The 20,587-nt window shown below is 64.9% G+C and carries 16 protein-coding genes; 8 read left to right on the top strand and 8 right to left on the bottom strand.

Translation table 11 applies throughout. From position 1 onward, the window contains the following. Positions 1–61: 61 nt before the first annotated feature. A complete protein-coding gene (locus A5788_RS21745; RefSeq protein ID WP_231894091.1) occupies positions 62–1,087 on the top strand; it encodes an ABC transporter substrate-binding protein in 1,026 nt (341 codons plus the stop codon). Positions 1,088–1,131: 44 nt separating this feature from the next. Here A5788_RS21745 and A5788_RS21740 read toward each other — a convergent pair whose 3' ends face one another. Next, a complete protein-coding gene (locus A5788_RS21740; RefSeq protein WP_064866126.1) occupies positions 1,132–2,253 on the bottom strand; it encodes an NDMA-dependent alcohol dehydrogenase in 1,122 nt (373 codons plus the stop codon). A gap of 155 nt (positions 2,254–2,408) precedes the next feature. Between A5788_RS21740 and A5788_RS21735 the strand changes: the two genes are divergently transcribed. Beyond that, on the top strand, positions 2,409–3,029 hold the full coding sequence (locus tag A5788_RS21735; RefSeq protein WP_064866239.1) for an acyl-CoA-like ligand-binding transcription factor: 621 nt from the start codon (positions 2,409–2,411) through the stop codon (positions 3,027–3,029). 36 nt (positions 3,030–3,065) lie between these two features. Here the strand turns inward: A5788_RS21735 and A5788_RS21730 are convergent, their stop codons facing one another. Further along, a complete protein-coding gene (locus tag A5788_RS21730; protein WP_064866128.1) occupies positions 3,066–3,947 on the bottom strand; it encodes an SCO6745 family protein in 882 nt (293 codons plus the stop codon). A gap of 161 nt (positions 3,948–4,108) precedes the next feature. On the opposite strand from A5788_RS21730, the gene A5788_RS21725 reads away from it, so the two are divergent. The 5 genes from A5788_RS21725 (at position 4,109) to A5788_RS21705 (ending at position 11,550) form a co-directional block, all read left to right on the top strand. Beyond that, a complete protein-coding gene (locus A5788_RS21725; protein WP_064866130.1) occupies positions 4,109–5,734 on the top strand; it encodes a DUF222 domain-containing protein in 1,626 nt (541 codons plus the stop codon). Positions 5,735–5,869: 135 nt separating this feature from the next. Next, positions 5,870–6,529 carry a TetR/AcrR family transcriptional regulator gene (locus A5788_RS21720; protein ID WP_064866132.1) on the top strand — a complete coding sequence of 220 codons (660 nt, stop codon included), beginning with the start codon at positions 5,870–5,872 and terminating at the stop codon, positions 6,527–6,529. Continuing rightward, positions 6,526–7,806, top strand: coding sequence for an MFS transporter (locus A5788_RS21715; protein WP_064866134.1), 1,281 nt, complete (start codon positions 6,526–6,528; stop codon positions 7,804–7,806). The genes A5788_RS21720 and A5788_RS21715 overlap by 4 nt, the downstream gene beginning before the upstream one ends. Before the next feature lie 110 nt (positions 7,807–7,916). Then, a complete protein-coding gene (locus tag A5788_RS21710) occupies positions 7,917–10,037 on the top strand; it encodes a neutral/alkaline ceramidase (RefSeq protein ID WP_231894090.1) in 2,121 nt (706 codons plus the stop codon). Positions 10,038–10,152: 115 nt separating this feature from the next. Further along, on the top strand, positions 10,153–11,550 hold the full coding sequence (locus A5788_RS21705) for an amidohydrolase family protein (protein WP_269449563.1): 1,398 nt from the start codon (positions 10,153–10,155) through the stop codon (positions 11,548–11,550). A 34-nt stretch (positions 11,551–11,584) separates the two neighbouring features. Here A5788_RS21705 and A5788_RS21700 read toward each other — a convergent pair whose 3' ends face one another. Continuing rightward, on the bottom strand, positions 11,585–12,751 hold the full coding sequence (locus A5788_RS21700) for a hypothetical protein (protein ID WP_064866136.1): 1,167 nt from the start codon (positions 12,749–12,751) through the stop codon (positions 11,585–11,587). A gap of 273 nt (positions 12,752–13,024) precedes the next feature. Here A5788_RS21700 and A5788_RS21695 point away from each other — a divergent pair, with 273 nt between their 5' ends. Next, positions 13,025–14,281, top strand: coding sequence for a DMT family transporter (locus tag A5788_RS21695; RefSeq protein WP_064866138.1), 1,257 nt, complete (start codon positions 13,025–13,027; stop codon positions 14,279–14,281). Here A5788_RS21695 and A5788_RS21690 read toward each other — a convergent pair. The 5 genes from A5788_RS21690 to A5788_RS21670 form a co-directional block, all read right to left on the bottom strand. Further along, positions 14,269–15,234: a hypothetical protein gene (locus tag A5788_RS21690; protein WP_064866140.1), complete on the bottom strand. Its 966-nt coding sequence runs from the start codon at positions 15,232–15,234 to the stop codon at positions 14,269–14,271. The two genes, A5788_RS21695 and A5788_RS21690, sit on opposite strands and share 13 nt — an antisense overlap. A 10-nt stretch (positions 15,235–15,244) precedes the next feature. After that, on the bottom strand, positions 15,245–17,860 hold the full coding sequence (locus A5788_RS21685; RefSeq protein ID WP_064866142.1) for a helix-turn-helix transcriptional regulator: 2,616 nt from the start codon (positions 17,858–17,860) through the stop codon (positions 15,245–15,247). 99 nt (positions 17,861–17,959) lie between these two features. Beyond that, entirely contained in the window at positions 17,960–18,748 is a 789-nt protein-coding gene (locus A5788_RS21680) for an ABC transporter permease subunit (RefSeq protein WP_082937844.1), read from the bottom strand. Beyond that, positions 18,748–19,665, bottom strand: a complete 918-nt coding sequence (locus tag A5788_RS21675) for an ABC transporter ATP-binding protein (protein ID WP_064866243.1) — start codon at positions 19,663–19,665, stop codon at positions 18,748–18,750. The genes A5788_RS21680 and A5788_RS21675 overlap by 1 nt, the downstream gene beginning before the upstream one ends. 114 nt (positions 19,666–19,779) lie before the next feature. Beyond that, entirely contained in the window at positions 19,780–20,586 is an 807-nt protein-coding gene (locus A5788_RS21670; protein ID WP_064866144.1) for a thiazole synthase, read from the bottom strand. Position 20,587: the final 1 nt, after the last annotated feature.

Raw genomic sequence — 20,587 nt, 5'->3', positions numbered from 1 at the left:
TTGGGCACAACCGCTCGCGTCAGGCCTATCGCACAAACCGGACATCAGTTAGGTTTGCCTAATGAGATTCAAGTTCGGCCATCTCGCGGTGGTGCTCGCGGCAGTGTCACTGGTAGTTGGAGCCTGTTCGAGCGCCGATTCCGATTCCGATTCGTCATCGTCGTCGTCGGCCGGGCCGGTGACGATCACACACCAGTACGGCACCACCGAGATCCCCAGCACGCCCAAGCGTCCTGTCACGTTGAACTGGACCTGGGCAGACTCTCTGATCAAGCTCGACGTTCCGATCACCGCAGAGTTCGTCCTGGAGGGCTACTCGGGCGAGAACAACCGGTTCGAGTGGACGCCCGAGCATTCGTCGACCGTCGTGCCCTACACCGCGACCCCCGATATCGCGACCCTCGCGAAGTACAAGCCGGACGTGATCCTGGCCGGCTTCCTTCCCGACAAGGCGTCGTGGGAACGCCTGCAGCAGATCGCGCCCACGATCCCCGTGCTCGAGCAGGGCACCCAGGTGGACAGCTGGGAGGACGTGACCACCACGGCAGGCGAGATCTTTGACAAGCGCACGCAAGCCGCCGATGCTGTCGCAGAGGTCAATGATCAACTGGCGCAAGTCAAGTCGACGTATCCGAAGGCCCAGGGCAAGACATTCTCGTTCGCACAGTTCACTCAGGAGAATCAGCTCGGCGTGACCACCTCCGACAGTGATGCGGCGTCGAAGCTGATGGATCAGATGGGTCTGGTCCTCGACCCAGCGGTGAAGTCGTTGTCCCCCAACGGCGATCGCACTCTCGTTTCCCCTGAGCGAATCGACGTGCTCCGCTCGGACCTGCTGATTCTCTGGCCACTGACGGGAGGACCCGAGGTCTTCGAGAAGGTTCCGGGCTTCACGTCGCTACCCGCAGTACAGCGCGGCAGCACTGTGTACCTGGACAACAACAACGCGGCAGCCTTCAGCAGCCCGTCGATCTACTCCGTGCCGTGGGCGATCAAGAAGGTCGACCCGCACTGGCCAAGATTCAGTGACATGCAAGATTCAGTGACATCTAAGCCAGAGACTCTGCCGCACAGACGATTCGCGTGAGCCTGTCCGTCGGCGCCGCCCGATGCGGCGCCGACGGGATCATGTCAGGAGAATCGGATCACGCCACGGATGTTGCGGCCCTCGCGCATGTCGTCGTATGCGCTGTTGATCTGGTCGAGCGTGTACGTGCGCGTGATCAACTCGTCGAGTTTGAGGTTTCCCGCGCGATACATGTTGAGCAGGTTGGGCATTGCCTCACGCGGTGACTTCATGCCGTAGAGCGCACCCTGAATCCGCTTCTGCATCATCGCGAGATTGTTCGCGTTCAGTCCGGGGACCGAACCTTCCTCGCTCTCCGAACTGATGCCGGTCACGACGACGGTTCCGGCCTTGCGTGTGGCGGCAAGGCCCTGACCGATCAACTCGTTGGTCACGATGCTGGCGGTCAGGACGACCACATCCGCACCCTGGCCGTTGGTCAACTCGGCCACACGCGGCATCGCCTCGTCGATCGAGCCGAAGGCGTCGGTGGCGCCGAAATCCGTTGCCCACTTCTGCTTGTCGGCCACCGGATCGACCGCGATGATGTGCGACGCACCGCTCTCGCGCGCACCCTGTACGGCGTTCATCCCGACGCCGCCTACACCAGCGATCACCACCGTGTCGCCGCGCTGCACGTTTCCTGCCGTTGCCGCAGAACCGAATCCGGTCTGCACGCCACAGGCAACCAGGCACGCGACCTCAAGCGGCACGTCCTTGTCGATCTTGACCAGCGACATCTGGTCGTAGACCTGCCACTCGGAGAACGTTCCGAGAAGGCCCATCGTCGCGACGTCGTGGCCGTCGTCGGAGTGCATCCGGTAGGTGCCGTCCATCTGGTGCCCGATCATGATCAGCGCACCGTTGTCACAGAGGTTCTGCATGCCGGCCGCGCACCAGCGGCATCGGCCGCACGAGGGGATGAACGACGTGAGAACGTGGTCCCCCACCTCGAATCCCGTGACGCTCGGACCCACCTTGCGAACGATTCCCGAACCCTCGTGCCCGCCGACGACGGGTAGGTGCCCAGCGGTGATATCGCCGTGCGAAATGTGATCGTCGCTGTGGCACAAGCCCGTTGCGACCATTTCGACGAGCAGTTCGCCTTCTTTCGGTTCGTCGAGTTCGAGCTCCTCGACCGACCATTCACCCGGCGCCTCACGCAGGACAGCGGCTCGTGTTCTCATTTCTTCCTCCTTCATCCACACCGTTCGACGATGTGATCTGCCTCTCATTGGGGAGGATATGACACAGGGTGACAAAACCGGTTCGATTTCGCCGAAATCGGCAAGCGAGCGCCGCCGACAAGGCCGAACGACGCCCATGCGCCATGATGGTGGTCATGGGTTCCGACGAACGGCACGCGCTCGACCCCGTCGATTCACCCGTCGATCGCGGCGGTCGCCCCGCCATGACCAGCCCGCACGAACTCGCGGCCCAGGCACAACGTCTGTTCATCGAGAACGGCTTCGACCAGACGAGCGTGGAGGAGATCGCCGCGACCGTCGGCGTCAGCCGTCGAACCTTCTTTCGCTACTTCCCCACCAAAGCCGACGTGATCTGGGTGGAGTCGGAGAATGAACACGCCCTGTTCGAGCAACTACTCGACGACGCTTCGCCCGACATATCACCGTGGGCCGCCGTCACCGCGGCGTACATCGCCACACTCGACCACGGACGCGCAGAAGACGACTGGGCCAGACACCGCGCCCGGTTGATTCTGTACGAGCCCGCGGTGCAGGCGCAGGCCAACCAGGTCTTCCGACGGTGGCGCGTCACTGTCACACGGTTCGTCGCCACGCGCACCGACAAGAGCGACGAGAGCGCCTACGCGCGTGCTGCCGGCCATGCGGCGGTTGCCGCTTCGATTGCGGCACATGAGCATTGGCTCACCCACACCGAGCTGTCGATCAGCGAGTGCATGCGAATACTGTTCGACGCCCTCGAACCCCACGACCGATAGGACGCTCACGAGACAGGTTCGAGCGCCTGCGGGGTGCTACTTCTTCTTTGTTCCGGGAAGCACGCCCGCGTCGATCACGGCCTTCACGAACGGCCGGGAACGCTCGAGTAGCTCGTCGACATCCTCACTCGCCCATGCCGATCCGGTGATGGCATCCGTCTCGGCTTCGATCGCGCGGTAGAGATCGAGACCGGCAGCAGTCAACTCGTGCTCATCGTCGTCGATTCTGGTGGCAAGCCCGCGCTCGACGAGCCTGGCAACCGAAGCCTCCCACGCCTCGTCCGACCATCCGCGGGTCAACTGAGCGAGTCGTCGACCCAATGCTCGACGTCGAATTGTCGGGTCCGGCAGCGTTGCTTCGTGGAAGGTTGCCGCGTCGATTCCGTCGAGACCGTTCTGGACGAGGACCGCAATGTGGTTGTCTCCCCGCCACTCTCGCAGTACGGACAGCGCGTGCCAGAGCGCGAGGTGCGGAGAATCCGGCGGTGTCAGCGCCGCCCACGCCGAGGCCAATGGCCTACCTCCCATCGGGAGACTCGATGCGATCTCTTGGTAACGCTCTGCGAGAGAAGCCAGTTCAGGTTCGACGACCCGCTCGCCCAGTATTTCGCGGAACTGGGCGTCGAGCATCTGCTCTCGACGCGCGGCAACCTTGTCGAGACCGACCTTGCGCGCGGACTCCCACGCGTTGGTGATGAGTTCGGGCGCGAAGTTGTAGAACGACGAGACGACGACCGGGGCGGCGCAATCGCCGAGTGGAGCCCCTCGCGCTCCTACGTAGAAGGCGTGCGGGTCGAGGCTCAGATCACTCTGTGCCTCAGCGAGTCTCGGGTTGAAGTAGGCGAGGACGTGGAACGGTTCGAGTGTTTCGTACGCCAGCCTGGCGCGGGCAGCTGCGGTGTCGTCGACTGTGACCATGTGCTCCACCCTCGCGGTCGGGAAGGCGTCGAGTCAAGAATGAAGTCTACGGGGCCGGCCCGGGCAGTACCCAACAGGCGGAAAGATTCTCCTTGACATGTCCGATTTGACGGGTACGTTGGAAATAGAACGTCAGTTCGACACCGGAGGCGGGGGCGGGCATGGGGACCGAGAGTTCAGACATCCACGAGGGACACCTGGCCGGCGAGGCTGCTGCGCCGAATCCCGTTGCGCTGTATGAGCAATTGCACGCATTGCTCGATCAGATCGACGACGTCGACACCAGCGGTGCAACGGAAGCCGAGGTGGCGGCCATGGCGATCGAACACGAGCGTGCGGCGCGCAGGATGATCTCGATCGGCAACAGTCGAATCATGGATGTGTCCAATCGTGCGGCGTATCGCGCTGTCGGCACACACTCGTTGTCGGACTTCATGATGGGCGCGTTGCGCCTGCACGACGCAACCAAGCGCAGGCGGCAGATCCTGGCACTCAACGAGACCTTCACGATCACCGGCGACACGATGCCCCCGCTCTACCCGCTGCTCGCCGACGCACTGCGCAGCGGCACGCTCGGTGCCGATCACCTCACCGCAGCACTCACCGTGCTGAACAAGATTCCGGAGGGCATCGATGCGGAGCAACTGACCCGCGCCGAAGCCGAAGTCGCCGAGTTCGCACAGAAGCTAGCGCCACGCCAGATTCTCGCCGCCGGTAATCGTCTGCTCGCCTACCTCGACCCGGACGGCACGATCACCGACGACAACGACCGCAAGCGTCAGCGCCGACTCACCGTCGACAATCAAGACACACAGTCGATGTCACGAATCCTCGGCACCCTCGATCCCACGACCCGCGCGATGCTCGATACAGCACTCGCAGCGTGGGCAGCACCCGGAATGAACAATCCCGACGACGAGGCCTCGCCCACCGGCAGCAACGAGTTCGCCGATGTGGACGCGCTCAAGGAGGCAGCGGCCCGCGACACTCGCACCCAGTCGCAACGCAACCACGACGCGCTCTCCGCGATTCTCAGGGCGGTCCTCGACGGCGGGCTGCTCGGCGCCAGCCATCGCGGACTTCCGCCACACCTCGTCGTACGCATCTCCGACACTCAGCTCCGCGAGTACGCGGGATTCGGACAGACCACCACCGGCGCCGACATCCCGATGCCCGACCTGATCCGTTTGGCCGCACAATCGGTCATGCACCTGGCGGTGTTCTCCGAGCACACCGGTGCGCCCCTCTACTTCGGCACGGCCAACCGCCTCGCGAACGAGTCTCAGCGGTTCATGCTGTTCGCGAACTACGGTGGATGCTCAATGCCCGACTGCCCCCGCCCCTTCAGCCACTGCGAAATCCACCACGCCGAACAGGATTGGGCGAAGGGCGGACGCACCGACATCGACGAGCTCGCACCGGCCTGCGGACCCCACAACCGCGCGGTCGGCGACGGTCCCGGGCAGTTCACCACAGAGAAGATCCCCGACGGCACCGACCGCGGGAGATACGGTTGGCGCTCCAACCCGGACCCGGCATTCCCCGGGAAGCCTACTGCGCTGCGCACCAACAACATTCACGATCTCGACGCGATCATCGACGACAAGCTCGAGCGGTGGCGAGCCGAGCTGACGCCAGCAGCCGCGGTAGATGAATCCCCAACTCCACCGCCTGCAAATCCGCAACCCATCGACGGCTACACCTACCCCGAGGACGTCGCCGACGAGATCGTGCGCATGCTGCACGACGGCACCCTGATCGCCATCGGCGAACTCGAACCCGCCTGACGGCGGCGCCGATTGCGGCGCGGTTAAATCGCCGCGCTCCTGTTGCGGATTTCGAGCGAATCCCGCACATTTGTCGACAGTTGATCGTATGGTCAACTCGCCACGACAGATGACCAGGGGGATTCGTTGCGTCGAATGACTTTCGAGGACCGGCGGCAAGCGCTGGTCGATGCCGCAGTCCGCGTCATCGCACGAGATGGGCTGGCCGCTGCGACGACCAGGGCGATCGTCGGCGAGGCAGGGATGCCTCAGGGCGCGCTCTTCTACATCTTCTCGTCCCGCGATGCGCTGATCACCGAGGTCATCACACACATCACCGAGCAGGAACGCCTCACCGCGGTGTTGTCTGCCGACATGGTCGCCGACGACGCGAGCCTCCACGAGGTGCTCAGCGAGGCCATGCTCGGCTACCTGCGCATGCTCGAGGAAGACCCAGCGCGTGAGCTCGCACTCCTTGAGGTGGCAACACACGCGATCCGCCACGACCGCGCGGCCGTGAACAAGCAGTGGCAGACCTACCGCAGCGCTGTCGCCGACGCGCTGAGTTATCTGGCCGAACGCATGTCGATCACGTGGGAGCTACCGCTGACGCAGGTCGCACACCTGGTGACCTCTGCGATAGACGGTCTCACGCTGTCGTGGTTGACCGACCGGGACACCGAGGCTGCGCGTCGAAACATCGACGTACTCGCGACCGCAATCGTCACACTCGCCGCTCCGACGGCGGACCCGACATCATCACCGACCCCGGCACCGGCAACAACACCGACGTCGCCGGAAACCGACGCACGGTGACCCTCGACCACGACGCCCACCACAGTTCGACGACGCCGTGGCAACGCGTTTCGTCGAAGTGGATCGGCCTCTTCGGACTCTCGTGGCTCGGCATCTGGCTCGCGCAACTCGCACCGTTCCAGCTCACCCTTCCCAACCAGATCAACGACTGGCTGGATATCGGCACCAATGTCGACGAAAGCAATTGGAAGCAAAGCGTTCTCACGTTCGGCGTGGTATCGGGAATCTCTGCGGTGTTCGCGCTCGTGGCATTTCCCCTCACCGGTTCGCTGTCGGATCGCACGACGAGCCGATACGGACGGCGTCGACCATGGATCGTCGGCGGTACGGCGTTGTTCGCGGCGGGACTCATCGCACTTGGTTTCTCCGACAACATCATTGCGATCACCATCGGGTGGTGTGCCACGCTGACAGGCTTCAGTGCCGTGTCGGCGGCGCTGACCGCTTTGATCAGCGATCAGGTTCCGGTTTTCCAACGCGGCGTCGTATCGAGTTGGGTGTCGGCCCCGCAAGCGATCGGCGTGATCATCGGTATCGCACTGGTGTCGGCGTTCGGCCTCGGATTTCTCCCGTCGTACGCACTCTTCGCGGTCTTGCTGATCGCCTGTGTCGCACCGTTCGTGCTGTACCTGAACGATCCGCCCAACCCGCGACACGACAAGGGTCGGATCAGTGTCCGGGCCGTCGTATCCGAGTTGTGGATCTCGCCGCGTGAGCATCCCGATTTCGGATGGACACTACTCGGCCGCGTGTTGGTGAATCTTGGTAACGCCCTTGGTACTTCGCTGCTCTTCTTCTTCCTGAAGTTCGGCATCCACTCCACCGACGCCGACAATGACATCTTGCTGGTGACAGCGGTCTACATGGTGTTCGTCGTCATCAGTGCACTGGTGTCGGGCAAGCTGAGCGACGTCGTCGGGAGACGAAAGCCATTCGTCCTCGCCGCAGGTGTCTCGCAGGGCGCGGCGGCGGTCTGCATCGCTGTGGTCGCCAACCTCCCCATGACGATGGTCGCGGCAGCGCTGCTCGGCGCCGGCTTCGGCGCCTTCCTCGGTGTCGACCAGGCACTGGCGACCCAGGTCCTCCCCGACGCCGAGCACAACGGCCAGGACCTGGGAATCATGAACATCGCGATGGCCGTCCCGCAGGCACTCGGACCTCTGGTCGGCGCCGCGATCGTCGAAGCAACCGGCGGTTTCACCGGATTGTTCGTCGCCTCAGCGATTTTCGGAATCCTCGGCGGCGTGTCGGTTCTACTGGTGCGCAGCGTGCGTTGAGCCGAAGAGACCTGCCGTCATACCCGTTCACCCGAAACATATTTCACTGACCCACAACGCATCCCATTCATCCATGCATTCGAATGTCCACATTTCACCAGGGGGTTGAGATGAGCACCAACGCATCCCGCGGAACACCGCATCACACGTCACACGACGACGCAGCTCCGAACGGAGTGACCCGACGGGGGTTCCTCGGTGCCTCCGCGGGAGCCGTCGGAGCGGGCGTGGTCGGGATCGCCATGACAGGCGCACTCGGAGCCGGAACTGCAACGGCCGCACCGTCGTCGGGCTACCTGGTGGGGGCGGGCAAGGGTGATCTCACCGGCGCCATCGCGGGCCAGGGAATGATGGGATACTCCGACCTGAGCCAGGTGGCCACCGGTCTGTTGCAACGCGTGTGGGCGCGCGCCTACATCATCGCCGACGTCGCGTCGGGTAAGCGAATCGTATTCGTCAACGCCGATCTTGCCTGCCTGTTCGAGTCCCACCACGTCGGCGTGATGAACGAATTGCGCCAGCGATTCGGCAACCTCTACACCGAAGAGAACGTCAATCTCAACGCCACCCACAATCACAACTCGTGCGGCGGAACGGCCTGGGACTACGCGTATGTCCTTGCAGCACTCGGACATCGGGAGAACTCGTATCGCGCAGAGGTGGCCGGCCTCGTCGACGCAATCGTGGCGGCCCACCACTCACTGGCGCCGGGAACCCTCGAACTCGGGCATTCCGAGTTGCACGACGCCAGCGCCAACCGGTCACTGCAGGCGTTCGTCAACAATCCAACCCCCGATCGTCGACACTTCCCCGAGCACATCGATCCACAGGTCACCTCGCTGCGACTTCGACAGGGCGGCAACGTGATCGGCGAGATCACCTGGTTCGCCACACACGGAACGTCGCTGACCGACGCCAACACATTGATCTCGATCGACAACAAGGGCTACGCGTCGTACCTCGCCGAGCAGAACAACCCCGACGTCGTCGCATCGTTCCCGCAGACCAACGCCGGCGACATGACACCGAATCTCGCTGTGCGCAAACTACATCCGTCCGGACCCACCGAAGATCACCGCGCCAACTGCACGATCATCGGTCAGCGGCAGTTCAAAGCCGGCCAGCGGGCATTCGCCTCTGCGCGTTCGCTGTCCGGCGGACTGTCTTATGCGTACCGGTTCCTGAACCTCTCCGACATCGCGATCGACGGCGCATACACGCCAGATGGCCGTCCCGCGCGCACGAGTCCCGCGATCATGGGTGCGGCCGCCGCGGCGACGAGCACCGAGGACAACACACGCAGCCAGCTCTCGTTCCTCAAGGAGGGCACCGTACTCCCCTTCGCGGCAGCACTCGGAGCGACGTCGAAAGTCACTCCGCCGGAATGGGTTCAGCAGGTCCAGGCGCCGAAGCTACCGCTGTTCCCCCTCGGCTACATGCCGCCGCACCCGTGGATTCAGCAGGTTCTGCCGATCCAACTGATCCGCATCGGCGATCTTGTACTCGCGGCAGCACCGGCCGAGTTCACCATCACCGCGGGACTGCGCGTGCGTCGGATCGTGGCAGCCGCATTCTCATTGCCACTGGAAAACGTTCTGCTACAAGGATACTCGAACGGCTACAGCCAGTACGTCACCACTCCCGAGGAGTACCTGTCGCAGCAGTACGAGGGCGGCGAAACTCTCTTCGGGCGATACACACTGTGCGCGTACATGCAGGAGTTCGACAAGCTCGCACGCGAAATGGCAGCCGGGAAATCATCGTCACGCGGCCCCAAGCCACCGGATCAGCGCGGCCCCCAACCCGATCTGCTGACCCCGGTACCCGCCGACACCCCCATCAGCGGTCGACGCTTCGGCGACGTCGTGCGTGGACCGAAGACCTCGTATCGGTCCGGTGACACCGTGTCGGTCGAGTTCTGCGGCGCGCACCCCTCGAACAAGGTGCACAGGGTGCGGCCGGGAAGCAGCGCAGCCAAGGATGGCTACTTCGTCGTCGAACGGTATGAGTCGGGTCGCTGGGTCGCGGCCGCCGACGACAACACCTGGGGCACCGAGCTCGCCTGGAAGCGGCCGTCGGGCAGTTCGACGGCGTCGAGCGTGACCATCAGTTGGACGACCGGCCCGGGAGTCTCGGGGCGTCACCGCATCCGGTACTTCGGCGACGTCAAGCACACCAACGGCGCGCTGTCGTCGTTCGTCGGGACGAGTCCCGCATTCGACGTGAAGTGATGCCGGTCCCGACAGGCCGAACCGTCGAACCTGTGGTTGGGTTGTGCGCGTGAATGCCCCCGACGTGACAAGCCCCGGCACCGCAGCGAATCCTGGCACCTCAGCACAGCGTCGTATCCATCGGGGACGCATCATGCACATCGCAGGCTCGCCGACGGTCTCGGACGCCGACTCAGCGCTCGTCGACATCGGAGACGGTGCGCTGGCCATCACGGCCGATGGGCTGATCGACTTCTGCGGCCCCTTCGACGAACTGCCCGCGCGGCCCGGCGATGTCGTCGTCGACCATGGCGATGCCTTCCTGCTGCCGGGCTTCGTCGACGCCCATGTGCACTTTCCGCAGACCTACGAGCTCAACGCGTACGGCGGCGGCCAGCTGCTGGAATGGCTGAACAACTGCATCTTTCCCGCGGAGTCGCGACTGGCCGACCCGGTGTTCGCCCGCACGATCGCGCGCGACTTCACCCGCGCCAGAATCGCCGCGGGCACCACAGCCGCGATGGTGTTCGGTTCGGCCTTCCCCGTGGCACAGGACGAACTATTCGAGGCGACACAGCGCGCGGGGCTGCGCATCGTCAGCGGTCGCGGCATCCAGACCCAGGGTCCGGATTCGGCTGCCCCGCTGATGACCTCGGAGGCCGACGCGATCGCTCTGACGACCGCCGAGATCGATCGGTGGCACGCGGCCGACACCGGAAACCCCGACACCGCTCGATTGCTCACCGCGATCGTGCCCCGCTTCACACTGTCGGTGACAACGCAGACCCTCGCGGCGCTCGGTGAGCTCTACGCGCAGGTGCGCGACCGCGGCGTCTACGTCCACACACACCTCAACGAGAACAACCGGCCCGGCACCGGCGAGGTCGACCTGGTCAAGCAACTCTTCGACGTGGAGTGCTATCTCGACACCTACGACGGCAAGTTTCTGCCGGGTTCGGCCGTCGGCGGCGAAAGCCTGCTCGGCAGACGCACCATTCTTGCCCACTGCGTCCACTGCACCGACGCCGAACTGGCCCGGATGGCGGAGACCGGCACGTCGATCGCACACTGCCCGACGTCCCAGTTGTTCCTCGGCTCGGGCACCATGCCGTGGAACCGCACTGTCGACGCGGGTGTGACCATCGCGCTGGGCAGCGACTGCGGGGGTGGCGACGAGTGGCTGATCTCGAAGGTTGCCGGTGACGCCTACAAGGTGCACATCTCCGAACCGGGCGAGGCGAGCGTCGCCATGCATCCGGCCCAGATGCTGTTCAGCGGAACCCTCGCGGGCGCACGAGCTCTCGACGCCGAATCACGCTTCGGCAACTTCGACGTCGGCAAGGAAGCCGACTTCCTGGTGATCGACCCGCAGCGATGGCCGCCGATGGAACGGATGCTGCGCAACGGAGTTCGCGACGACGACCCGCAAAGAGCGCGCGACCAAACACTTTTCGCGCTCCTGATGGGCATGCGCGAACCGGCGATCGCTGAAGTCTACGTCGGCGGCGACAAGGTCGACGTCGACGCCGTGTGAGGGCTTTCGCGGCCCGACACAGTAGCTCAGTGGCTCAGATCGGGTGGCCGTCCCATTCGTGGTCGTGCATGAAGCCCTCGGCCAGGCCGACGTGGTAGCGACGGCAGTCGCGCAGAATCGACGCGTAGGCGACCGGCAGCATGACCCCGGGCTTTATGTCGCCGCGCTCGAAGATCACGTCCTCGTACGAGCGGAAGTCCTTCCAGAACTGGCGCATCGACCGTCCCTGGCGTGATGCCTTCGTCCAGCCGTAGAGCAGCATGCCGAGTCCGATCATGCGGTCGACGTCGGAGTCGGGAACGATGAGGTCGTCGTTGTGGCCGAAGAACGCCGCGGGTACGTCGTTGTGGGGGCGGAACATCATGATCCCGCTCGTCGATCGGGGGTTGCACTCGATGCAGTAGAGGCTGCCGTCGGCGCCCTCGATGAAGTCGAAACCGGCCTGGCCGGTAAACCTCTGCGCCGCAACAAATTCGGTGATCCAGTCGAGGATCGGTTGATGTTCGATCGAACTGAACGACAGGCATGAGCTGCCGCCGATCGCGTAGCTGACGGGGTAGGTCGCGTGTGCGTTGACCTTGCCGTCGCGGCAGACCGAGTAGGTGCAGTACCGCTTGCCTTCCAACCACTCCTGGGCAAGCCACGGATTCGTCGGATCGTATTCGACCCAGTCGAGGTTCTCGCCGGGAGTGATCTTGTGTACTTTCTGCGACCCGCGCGAATAACACTGCTTGAGCGCGAACGGGACGTCGAAGTCGAGCGCTGCGGCGTCGTCGGGTCCTTCGACGACGGCGAATTTCAGCGTGGGAATGCCCAGTGAGACCAATTCGCGCTGGAAGTCGTACTTGTTGTGCAGCTTGTTCTCGGTGTCGAAATCGGACAAAAACACCTCGCACTCCGCGGGGAACAGTCCGACCATCATCGACAGGATGTCGGTTTCCTCGTGGATGGGAATGACCATGTCGACTTTTTCGTCGACGACGATGCGCGCGAGTTCGCGGCAGTAGTCGCGCGGTTCGAACTTCGGTGGAGGCACCTTGTGAAATGCGTCGACCGAGTTGGAGAAGCGGCTGACACCGATCGGGATGCTGTCGACGACGGTCACCCGATGACCTGCCGCCGACATCAGCCTCGCCAGGTTCAGCGTGAGGAAAGAGCGGCCGAAGGTGATCAGTACGTGCTTCTTCGGGGATGTCGCCACATCGCGAGTCTAGTCAGTGGTCCGCGTCCGCCCGAGGCGGGCGGGGACGGCCTGAGACGGGCGGCGACGGGATTGTCAGTACCTCGGTGAATACTGAGAGTGGAATAATAACTCGCTTGCCGACCGTTGACCGATGAGTTGTGGTTGTAGGGGGAGTCTTCACTACACGACCACTCGGGCCGGACGATTCCTCGGCTCCCGTCCACCGGGGCCGACTCCGGTGGACCGGGTGGATAACACGAATAGACGACGAATAGCAGAGAGGCGGGTCGCATGTTCCTCATAGGCGTCATCGCGGCGAGCCTCGCCGCGGTGGCTTACGGGATGTCGACGGTGCTGCGCGCCCTCGGGGCTCGTCGTGCCGCGCAGATCGACCGTGATGAGGGCATCGAGACCACCAATGCCGCCGGGGGCCCCACGCTCCGCTCGACGGCATCGACCTTCGTCGACCCGGCGTTCATCCTGGGAACGGTGCTGGTGACCGTCGGATTCGCCGGCGGCGCTGTCGCGGCGCGCTACCTGCCGCTGTTCTTGTCGCAGACGATCGTCTCGGCCAACCTGGTGATCACCGCACTGCTCGGCACCATCATGCTCAACATCGCGCTGCATACACGCGACTGGATCGCCATCTGGCTCGTGGTGTTCTCGCTGTGCCTTCTCGGCATGTCGTCGTCGCATCAGACAGGTGATTCCGGCGACCACTCATTCCACTGGCTGCTGTTCTTCGCCACCATCGTCTTGAGCGGGCTGGCGTTGCTGTCGGTGTACCGACTCGGCCGACACGGAGCGATCGCGGGCGGTGCTGCCGCAGGCCTGCTGTTCGGTGTCATCGCCATCGCGGTGCGCATCCTCGACGGCATCCACCCGTTCGACCCCGTCCGACTGCTCCTCGATCCCGCGGCATGGACCATCGCGATCGCGGGTGCCGTCGGATTCTTCGTGCAGACCGTCGCGCTGCAGCTCGGCGCTGTCAACGGCGTCACCGCGGTGCTCGTTGTCGGCGAAACGGCAGGTCCGAGCCTCATCGGCGTCATGTTCCTCGGCGATCAAGCCAAGCCGGGCCTCGGATGGCTCGCTCTGGTCGGCTTCCTCGGAGCCGTGGTCGGCGCCGTACTGGTCGCCTGGTACGGCTCCGGAGATCCCGACCACTTCGGTGAGGCACCCCCGATGAAGGGCGGGTGGCGTCGCGGACGTGAAGACGATGAGTTCGACGACTACGACGACAGCGAATTCGAGAGCGGGCAATTCGAGAGCGGGGAGCTGCGCTCCGATATGACCGCTTCCGACGAGATCGACTCCTTCGGATTCGCGCCCGCCGACTTCGACGACGATGACGACGACGAGGGCCGCAGCAGTAATGCGAGTCGCAGCGGTAATGAGAGTCGCAGCGGTAATGAGAGTCGCAGCGTTGGTGAGGAGCACAGCCGCGCCGAGGACCACGGTGTTGTCGACTCGTCGTCGAGGTCGGACATCGACTTCACCGACGCCGACCTCGACGACCGGCAGCCCTCCCGCCGCTACTCGTGCTGATCGGTGCTCTCGACCTCTAGTCCGTCGTCTCCTTGACCTTCTCCTTGACCCGCAGCGGCTCGGACGGCGGCGCGGAGGTTGCGGATGGCGCCGAGTCGCCACGCGGTGGCGAACCACATGATGATCACGAACGGCGCGATGATCAGCATCGACCACAGGTAGCTGTTGTTGGGCATGACGTCAGAGATCACCTGTGCTCGTGGCACGCCGTCGATGTCGGCGGGCAGCCACGCCTCGAGGATGTTGCGCGTGAGCTTGACCGGCGCGAACGGACCGGCGCTCGATGCGAGATAGAACGAGATCAGCACGATCACCAATGACCCGAGCCACCCGATGACTTTGACCTGGGAGCCCAGGATCTCCGCAGATGTCCTGATCGACTCGGCGGCGAAGCCCAACATCAGCACCAGGAGCAGACACGCGACCTGCGCGGAGAGCAGCTCCTCTATCACCGAGGATTCGTCGTCGCTCGACGCCATATTCGGCAATCCGATCGCCAACGAGATCAATCCCGAAATCAACGCGACCAGCGTCACCGAGCTGGCCGCACCCTCGATCCGGCCGAATGAGCCGCGCAGCGCACCCTCGGTCGCTGCGCTCGCCACCTTCGGACTGACGTCGTAGACGACCAGCACGACGAGTCCGGAGATCAGCGCGCTCAACAGCCACGCAACCGTCGTAGTGCACACGGCTGCGAGCGCGAAGGAGCCGATCAGCGGTCCGAACAAGCTGTCGGCGTTCTCTGACAAACGTGTCCCGACGAGCGGCAGGACTCCGACGATCGCGATGACGAGTCCACCGGCGAGAAGTGGACCGGAGAACTCCGTTATCTCGACGGCGTCGAGGTCGGGGTCGCGACCACGGATGACCTGCCATTCGGCGGTCGTCAGTTGTCGCAGGCCGCTTCCCCACCGCGTGCGGTCGCTCTCGGCGCCGGGCCGTGTGTTGCCCACGTCCAACAGGTTAAGGACTGACGGCCCGTTGTTGCGTGAGGATCGCCGCGATGTCGGCGCGGTCGGTCACGTCGAGCTTCACGCAGGCACGGTAAATGTGCCCCTCGACTGTGCGCACGGAGACCACGAGGCGCTCGGCGATCTGCTTGTTCGAGAGTCCTGCGGCCACCAGGTTGGCGATCTCGCGTTCGCGCGTGGTGAGCGGCAACGGTTGTGCCGCACGCACCAAAGCGGGTGTCCGCAGACCGCCGCACGACGCCGAGATGCGGTCGGCCATCGCCGCCGACGCGACCGTCGCCGAACGGTGTGAAGCGTTGTCGTGCAGCACACTTGCCTGCGCGGCCGAGTCGGCCGCCGAGAGCAGGTAGCCCAGCTTCTCGAAATCGGCGGCACACAGATCCAGTTCGACGCCGTCACCGTCGGCGCTGGCCCGCGCGTGGCGTGCATAGAGGCCAACGAGCGGCCCGTCGACGACGCCGCTGAGTTCGGCGAGCCTGTCCGCCACCGTTGTATCGCCGAAACGTGCAGCGGTGTGCAGTGATTCGGCTTCGACGGCGAACTGCCCTGCCTCACGCGCCTGCTGCGCCGCGTCATTCGCGAGGGCGATCGCGGTGGTGATCATCCCCGTGGACGCGGCCTGCCAGGCGGCAGCAACACCGAGCATCGGCCCGAACACTGCGACCTGCCTGCCGTAGTGCTCGCGTGCTCGGGCGAGCGCGACGTCGGCGTCGTCCGCCAATCCCATTGCCGACAGCGACTCGATGAGGAACAGGTAGGCCGGGAAGTTCCAGGTTGCCGAGTATTCGTCGGTGTCGAGCGTCGCGAGGGTCTGTTCGATGCGTCGTGTGACGGCGGTGCACCTACCGCGCGCGAGGTCGACAGCGGCAACGAGTTCTCCCGCCATCGCCCAACCGAGGTACTGCGCGGTGTCGGCGAAGGTGGCGTACCGCTGTGCCGCGACCTGCGCCTCGTCGAGATGGCCGGTGAGCGTGAGTGACAGTACCTCGCCGATGCCTGCCGGAAAGCGCAGCATCCCATCGGTTTTCGCCTCGGCGTCACGTGCCTGGGCGGCAAGGGGCGCGACGTCGTCGCCATGTCCCTGTAGCGCGCGGGCGAGCATGCCGCCGAACGCCGCCCACTCGACTGCCCAGGGCAGCGGAGACGACGCCGCGAGCACATCGTCGGAAAGCTCGACCGCGCGTGCGAGATCGTTCTCGAAGAGTGCACACGCCGACCCGATCGCGTCGACGATCGGCGTGAGCAAGGGTTCGGTGACGCACGCACGCACTTCATCGAGCAACTCGTCGGCGCGTTTCGAATCGCCCATGGCCCAGAACATGTTTCCGACGCGCAGGACGCCGATGCGGGTGGCTCTGACCTCGTCGAGATCGGCGAGCCGGTACTGCGCGAGTAGCTGCTCCGCCTGATCCGGCCGGGCCTGCCACATCAACGCGCGGGCCAGCAGCTCCGCCTCATCCGGGCCACCCCCGTCGGCAATTGCCGCGCGCGCGAACCGCTCACCCATCGGAACCTGCGCAAGGTTGAGTGCGTCGCGGGCCGCCGAACCGAGCAGCGACGGGTCGATGGCGCCGACGTCGCTTTCAAGTGCCAGGTCGGCGAGTCGAATTCGCGCCGCGGGAGTGTCTTTCGGACGCGAGTCGAGTGCCCTGACGAGCGCACCGCGGAGTCGACGCGACGACGCGAGCCCGAGACCGTGCCGGATGACCTCTCCGAACAGGGGATGGTGAAAGGAGACGTTGAGGCTGCGGCCATCTCGGGCAATGCGGACGAGGCCGTCGATCTCGGCTTGTTCGACGGCCTCCTCGCTGGTGAGATCCGACAGCACATCGATGTCGAGAGGTTCGCACAGGCTCAGGTACTTCAGAGCGGCAAGGACATCGGGCTGCAGTTGTTCGACGCGGCCGGCGAGAAGCGAGGCGAGCTCGGAGGTGATCGCAGCGCGTCCGCGGAGCTGCCACACACCGTTGACCTGCCGCAGGGTGCGCGCTGCCCGTGCGCCCTCGACGAGATGTCGCAGAAACAGGGCGTTGCCGCCGGAGGCTTCCCACATCCGGTCTGCTGAATGCTCTTCGAGTTGGCCGCCGAGGACGGACTCGATGAGGTCGACGCTTTGCTCTTTGGTGAACGGCGACAACGTGATTCGGATGAGGTGGTTGTCTTTCCAGAGCGAGGTGACGGCGTCGGGCACGGCCTCACCGCTGCGCACGGTTGCGACGATCTGCACCGCTCGATCAATTGCGAGCTGATGGAGCAACGTCGCCGACAACTCGTCGAGGAGATGCGCGTCGTCGACGCCGATGATCGTATCGCCCTGTGCCAGAAGGCTTTCACGCGCCGCTGACAGATAGGTCACCGGGTCGCTCGACACCGCGGGACCGACGAGATGCGCGAATACTCCGAGCGGTATCGATCGAGCCGACTCGGTACCCGCGACCCAGCGAACCCCCGTCTCGGTACCCGATGTGACCAGCCGCGCCAACGTCGTCTTACCGACGCCCGAATCGCCTGTCAGCACCACCCCGCACACCGAACCGCCCGGATTCAGCGCAGACTGGATCGTGCGGAATTCCTGCTCCCGCTCGATCAGTGGCCACGTGCCCTGCATGGGTTTCGAGTCTAATCCTCGACCCGCAGCTCTCCGACTCCCACGAGAAAGGGCCGTCCTCTGAACGGACTACTCAACACGTCTGGCTCCGGGGTCCGGCTACCCGGCGTCGCGTCGATTCACCAGGAGCACACCGACAGCGAAGACGATCGCGGCGAAGATCCCGAAGTAGACCAGCGAGACCCACGAATTCCAGTGGTAGCCATCGCCGGGAAAGTCGCCGTCGAGGAACCGAGAGCCGTTGCGGAACGGGAGAAATGGCCCGATTCGACGTCCGACGACCGGAAGCGCCGCGGCAACGTTCTCGAGGACCAGCATCCACACCAGAACCACCGAGACCGCACCAGCGGTCTGTCGCACAATGGCACCGACACCGATCCCGACGACGACGCACAGTGCCGCCCAGACCGCGGTACCCCAGATCTGCCTGATCACGTGTTCGCTGCCGAGGTCGAGACCAGCCGAACCGTTCACCGCCTTCACGAGCAGAACACTGCACAACGACAACGGCACGACGACGACAAACGTCAACGCGATGTACACCAATGCCTTCGCGCACAACACATTCTGGCGACGAGGGGTCGCCAGGAACGACGTACGGATGGTGCCGAAGCGGAACTCGGTGGTCACGCCGAGTACCGCCATGATCATCAAGATGACGACTCCGAAGAAATTCACCCCGATCAGATAGACCGACGCCGCGCTGCTCTGGTCGACCGATCCGTCGGTCCCGGCACCATCGGGTTGGTCGGCGATCGCCCCTGCACCGCGAGTCACGAGCGCGATCAGTCCCGCGATACCGAGACCGAGTACGACGACCGCCGCAATGCACCACCACGGCGCACGGGTACTGGTCAGCTTGATCCGTTCGGACCGGACCACGCCCATCAGTGCTGCCCTCCCCGGTAGTCGATCGACTCGGCTGTGGCTGCCATGAAGACCTCTTCGAGCGACGGGGTGTCGGACACCAACTCGTGTAACCCGATTCCCGCGGCCGCCGCGACATCGCCGACCTGGTCGGTGGTGGCGTCTGGGACGGTGAGATACACGCGGCCGTCCTGTCCGGCGACCGGGGTCACCGCCAGCCCAGCGGCCTCGAGCGCCCGGTGGAGTTCCGCCGGTTGCGGCGTACGTACCCGGGCCACCGGGCGCGCCCGCGCGGTGAACTCCGAGATCGAGCAGTCGGCGATCAGCCTGCCCCGCCCGATGACGACCACGTGGTCGGCCGTCAACGACATCTCGGTGAGCAGATGGCTCGACACGAACACCGTCCTGCCCTCTGCTGCCAGCGCCCGCATGAAGTTGCGGACCCAGACGATGCCTTCCGGGTCGAGTCCGTTGACCGGTTCGTCGAAGACGAGAGTGTGCGGATCGCCGAGCAGTGCGCCCGCGAGCCCGAGTCGCTGCGACATACCGAGCGAGAATCCGCCTGCCCGTTGGTCTGCGACGGACGTCAGGCCGACCATCTCGAGCACTTCGTCGACTCTGCCGACCGGGATGTCGTTGGTCGCGGCCATCCACCGCAGATGATTGCGCGCGCTCCGGTTGGGGTGCACCCACTTGGCGTCGAGCAGGGCGCCCACCTGACGCAGTGGATGGTCGAGTTCGCGATAGAGGCGGCCCCCGACGGTCGCTGTTCCCGACGTCGGCCGGTCGAGGCCGAGGATCATGCGCATAGTCGTGGATTTCCCCGCCCCGTTGGGCCCGAGGAATCCGGTCACGCGCCCCGGCGCGACGGTGAAACTCAGGTGGTCGACGGCGGTCACGCCCCCGAAGGTCTTGGTCAGATCGGCCGCGGCAAGCATTGATTCGACCATAGCAATCGAGTTCTGCGCGCTGGTGATTTCGACTCGGCTGCTCGCTTCGCTCGCGGCCGGCTCAATCAGCGGGAAAGGGCTGCTCGCTCCGCTCGCGGCGGCTCAATCAGCGGGAAGGACCACCCGCCCTGGCGACGACGCCTGCGCCCAGAAGCGCGTCGGGATGCGGCCGGCCCCGGCGGCGAGGCGGCCTGCGATCACCGCGTGGCGCATCGCATTCGCCATGCGTTCCGGGTCGTCGGCGCGGGTCACGGCCGACGCGAGCAGCACCCCGTCGCAACCGAGTTCCATTGCTCGCGCGGCGTCGCTCGCGGTCCCGATGCCCGCGTCGAGAATGATCGGCACCTGCGCCGATTCGACGATCATCTCGATGTTGTGCGGATTGGAGATCCCGAGACCGGTTCCTATCGGCGACCCGAGCGGCATCACCGCTGCGACGCCGAGGTCGGCGAGTCGTGCCGCGAGAACCGGGTCGTCGTTGGTGTAGACGAGCACCGTGAAGCCGTCGTCGACGAGTCGTCGTGCGGCGTCGACGAGTTCGATGGGGTCGGGCAGCAGCGTGCGGTCGTCGGCGACCACTTCGAGTTTCACCCACGACGTCTCGACGGCCTCACGCGCGAGTTGCGCCGTCAACACCGCCTCCGCGGCGGTATGGCTCCCCGCGGTATTGGGTAACACGTCGATCTTCAAGCGCCGCAACAGATCCAGCACCCCGGTCGTCGATCCCGCATCGATCCGACGCATCGCCACGGTGGTCAGTTCGGTACCCGAGGCGACCAGCGCGCGCTCGAGCACCGCGAGGTTCGCCGCGCCGCCGGTGCCCATGATGAGTCGGGAACCGAAGTGGCGGTCGGCAATTCGCAGTCCGCCCCGATCCTGTGTCGGCGTTTCGGTTTCCGCTGAGCCCATC

The sequence above is a fragment of the Gordonia sp. 852002-50816_SCH5313054-c genome (genome assembly GCF_001665925.1).
Classification (GTDB): Bacteria; Actinomycetota; Actinomycetes; order Mycobacteriales; family Mycobacteriaceae; genus Gordonia; species Gordonia jacobaea.
Note: the sequence above shows the minus strand (reverse complement) of the source record. Positions and strands in the feature narration are given on the sequence as shown.

Coding starts and splice junctions, on each gene's coding strand:
- A5788_RS21725 (WP_064866130.1), top strand. CDS start 4,109: ATGGGGACCGAGAGTTCAGACATCCACGAGGGACACCTGGCCGGCGAG.
- A5788_RS21675 (WP_064866243.1), bottom strand. CDS start 19,665: ATGCTTGCCGCGGCCGATCTGACCAAGACCTTCGGGGGCGTGACCGCC.
- A5788_RS21740 (WP_064866126.1), bottom strand. CDS start 2,253: ATGAGAACACGAGCCGCTGTCCTGCGTGAGGCGCCGGGTGAATGGTCG.
- A5788_RS21720 (WP_064866132.1), top strand. CDS start 5,870: ATGACTTTCGAGGACCGGCGGCAAGCGCTGGTCGATGCCGCAGTCCGC.
- A5788_RS21745 (WP_231894091.1), top strand. CDS start 62: ATGAGATTCAAGTTCGGCCATCTCGCGGTGGTGCTCGCGGCAGTGTCA.
- A5788_RS21730 (WP_064866128.1), bottom strand. CDS start 3,947: ATGGTCACAGTCGACGACACCGCAGCTGCCCGCGCCAGGCTGGCGTAC.
- A5788_RS21685 (WP_064866142.1), bottom strand. CDS start 17,860: ATGCAGGGCACGTGGCCACTGATCGAGCGGGAGCAGGAATTCCGCACG.
- A5788_RS21710 (WP_231894090.1), top strand. CDS start 7,917: ATGAGCACCAACGCATCCCGCGGAACACCGCATCACACGTCACACGAC.
- A5788_RS21670 (WP_064866144.1), bottom strand. CDS start 20,586: ATGGGCTCAGCGGAAACCGAAACGCCGACACAGGATCGGGGCGGACTG.
- A5788_RS21735 (WP_064866239.1), top strand. CDS start 2,409: ATGGGTTCCGACGAACGGCACGCGCTCGACCCCGTCGATTCACCCGTC.
- A5788_RS21695 (WP_064866138.1), top strand. CDS start 13,025: ATGTTCCTCATAGGCGTCATCGCGGCGAGCCTCGCCGCGGTGGCTTAC.
- A5788_RS21680 (WP_082937844.1), bottom strand. CDS start 18,748: ATGGGCGTGGTCCGGTCCGAACGGATCAAGCTGACCAGTACCCGTGCG.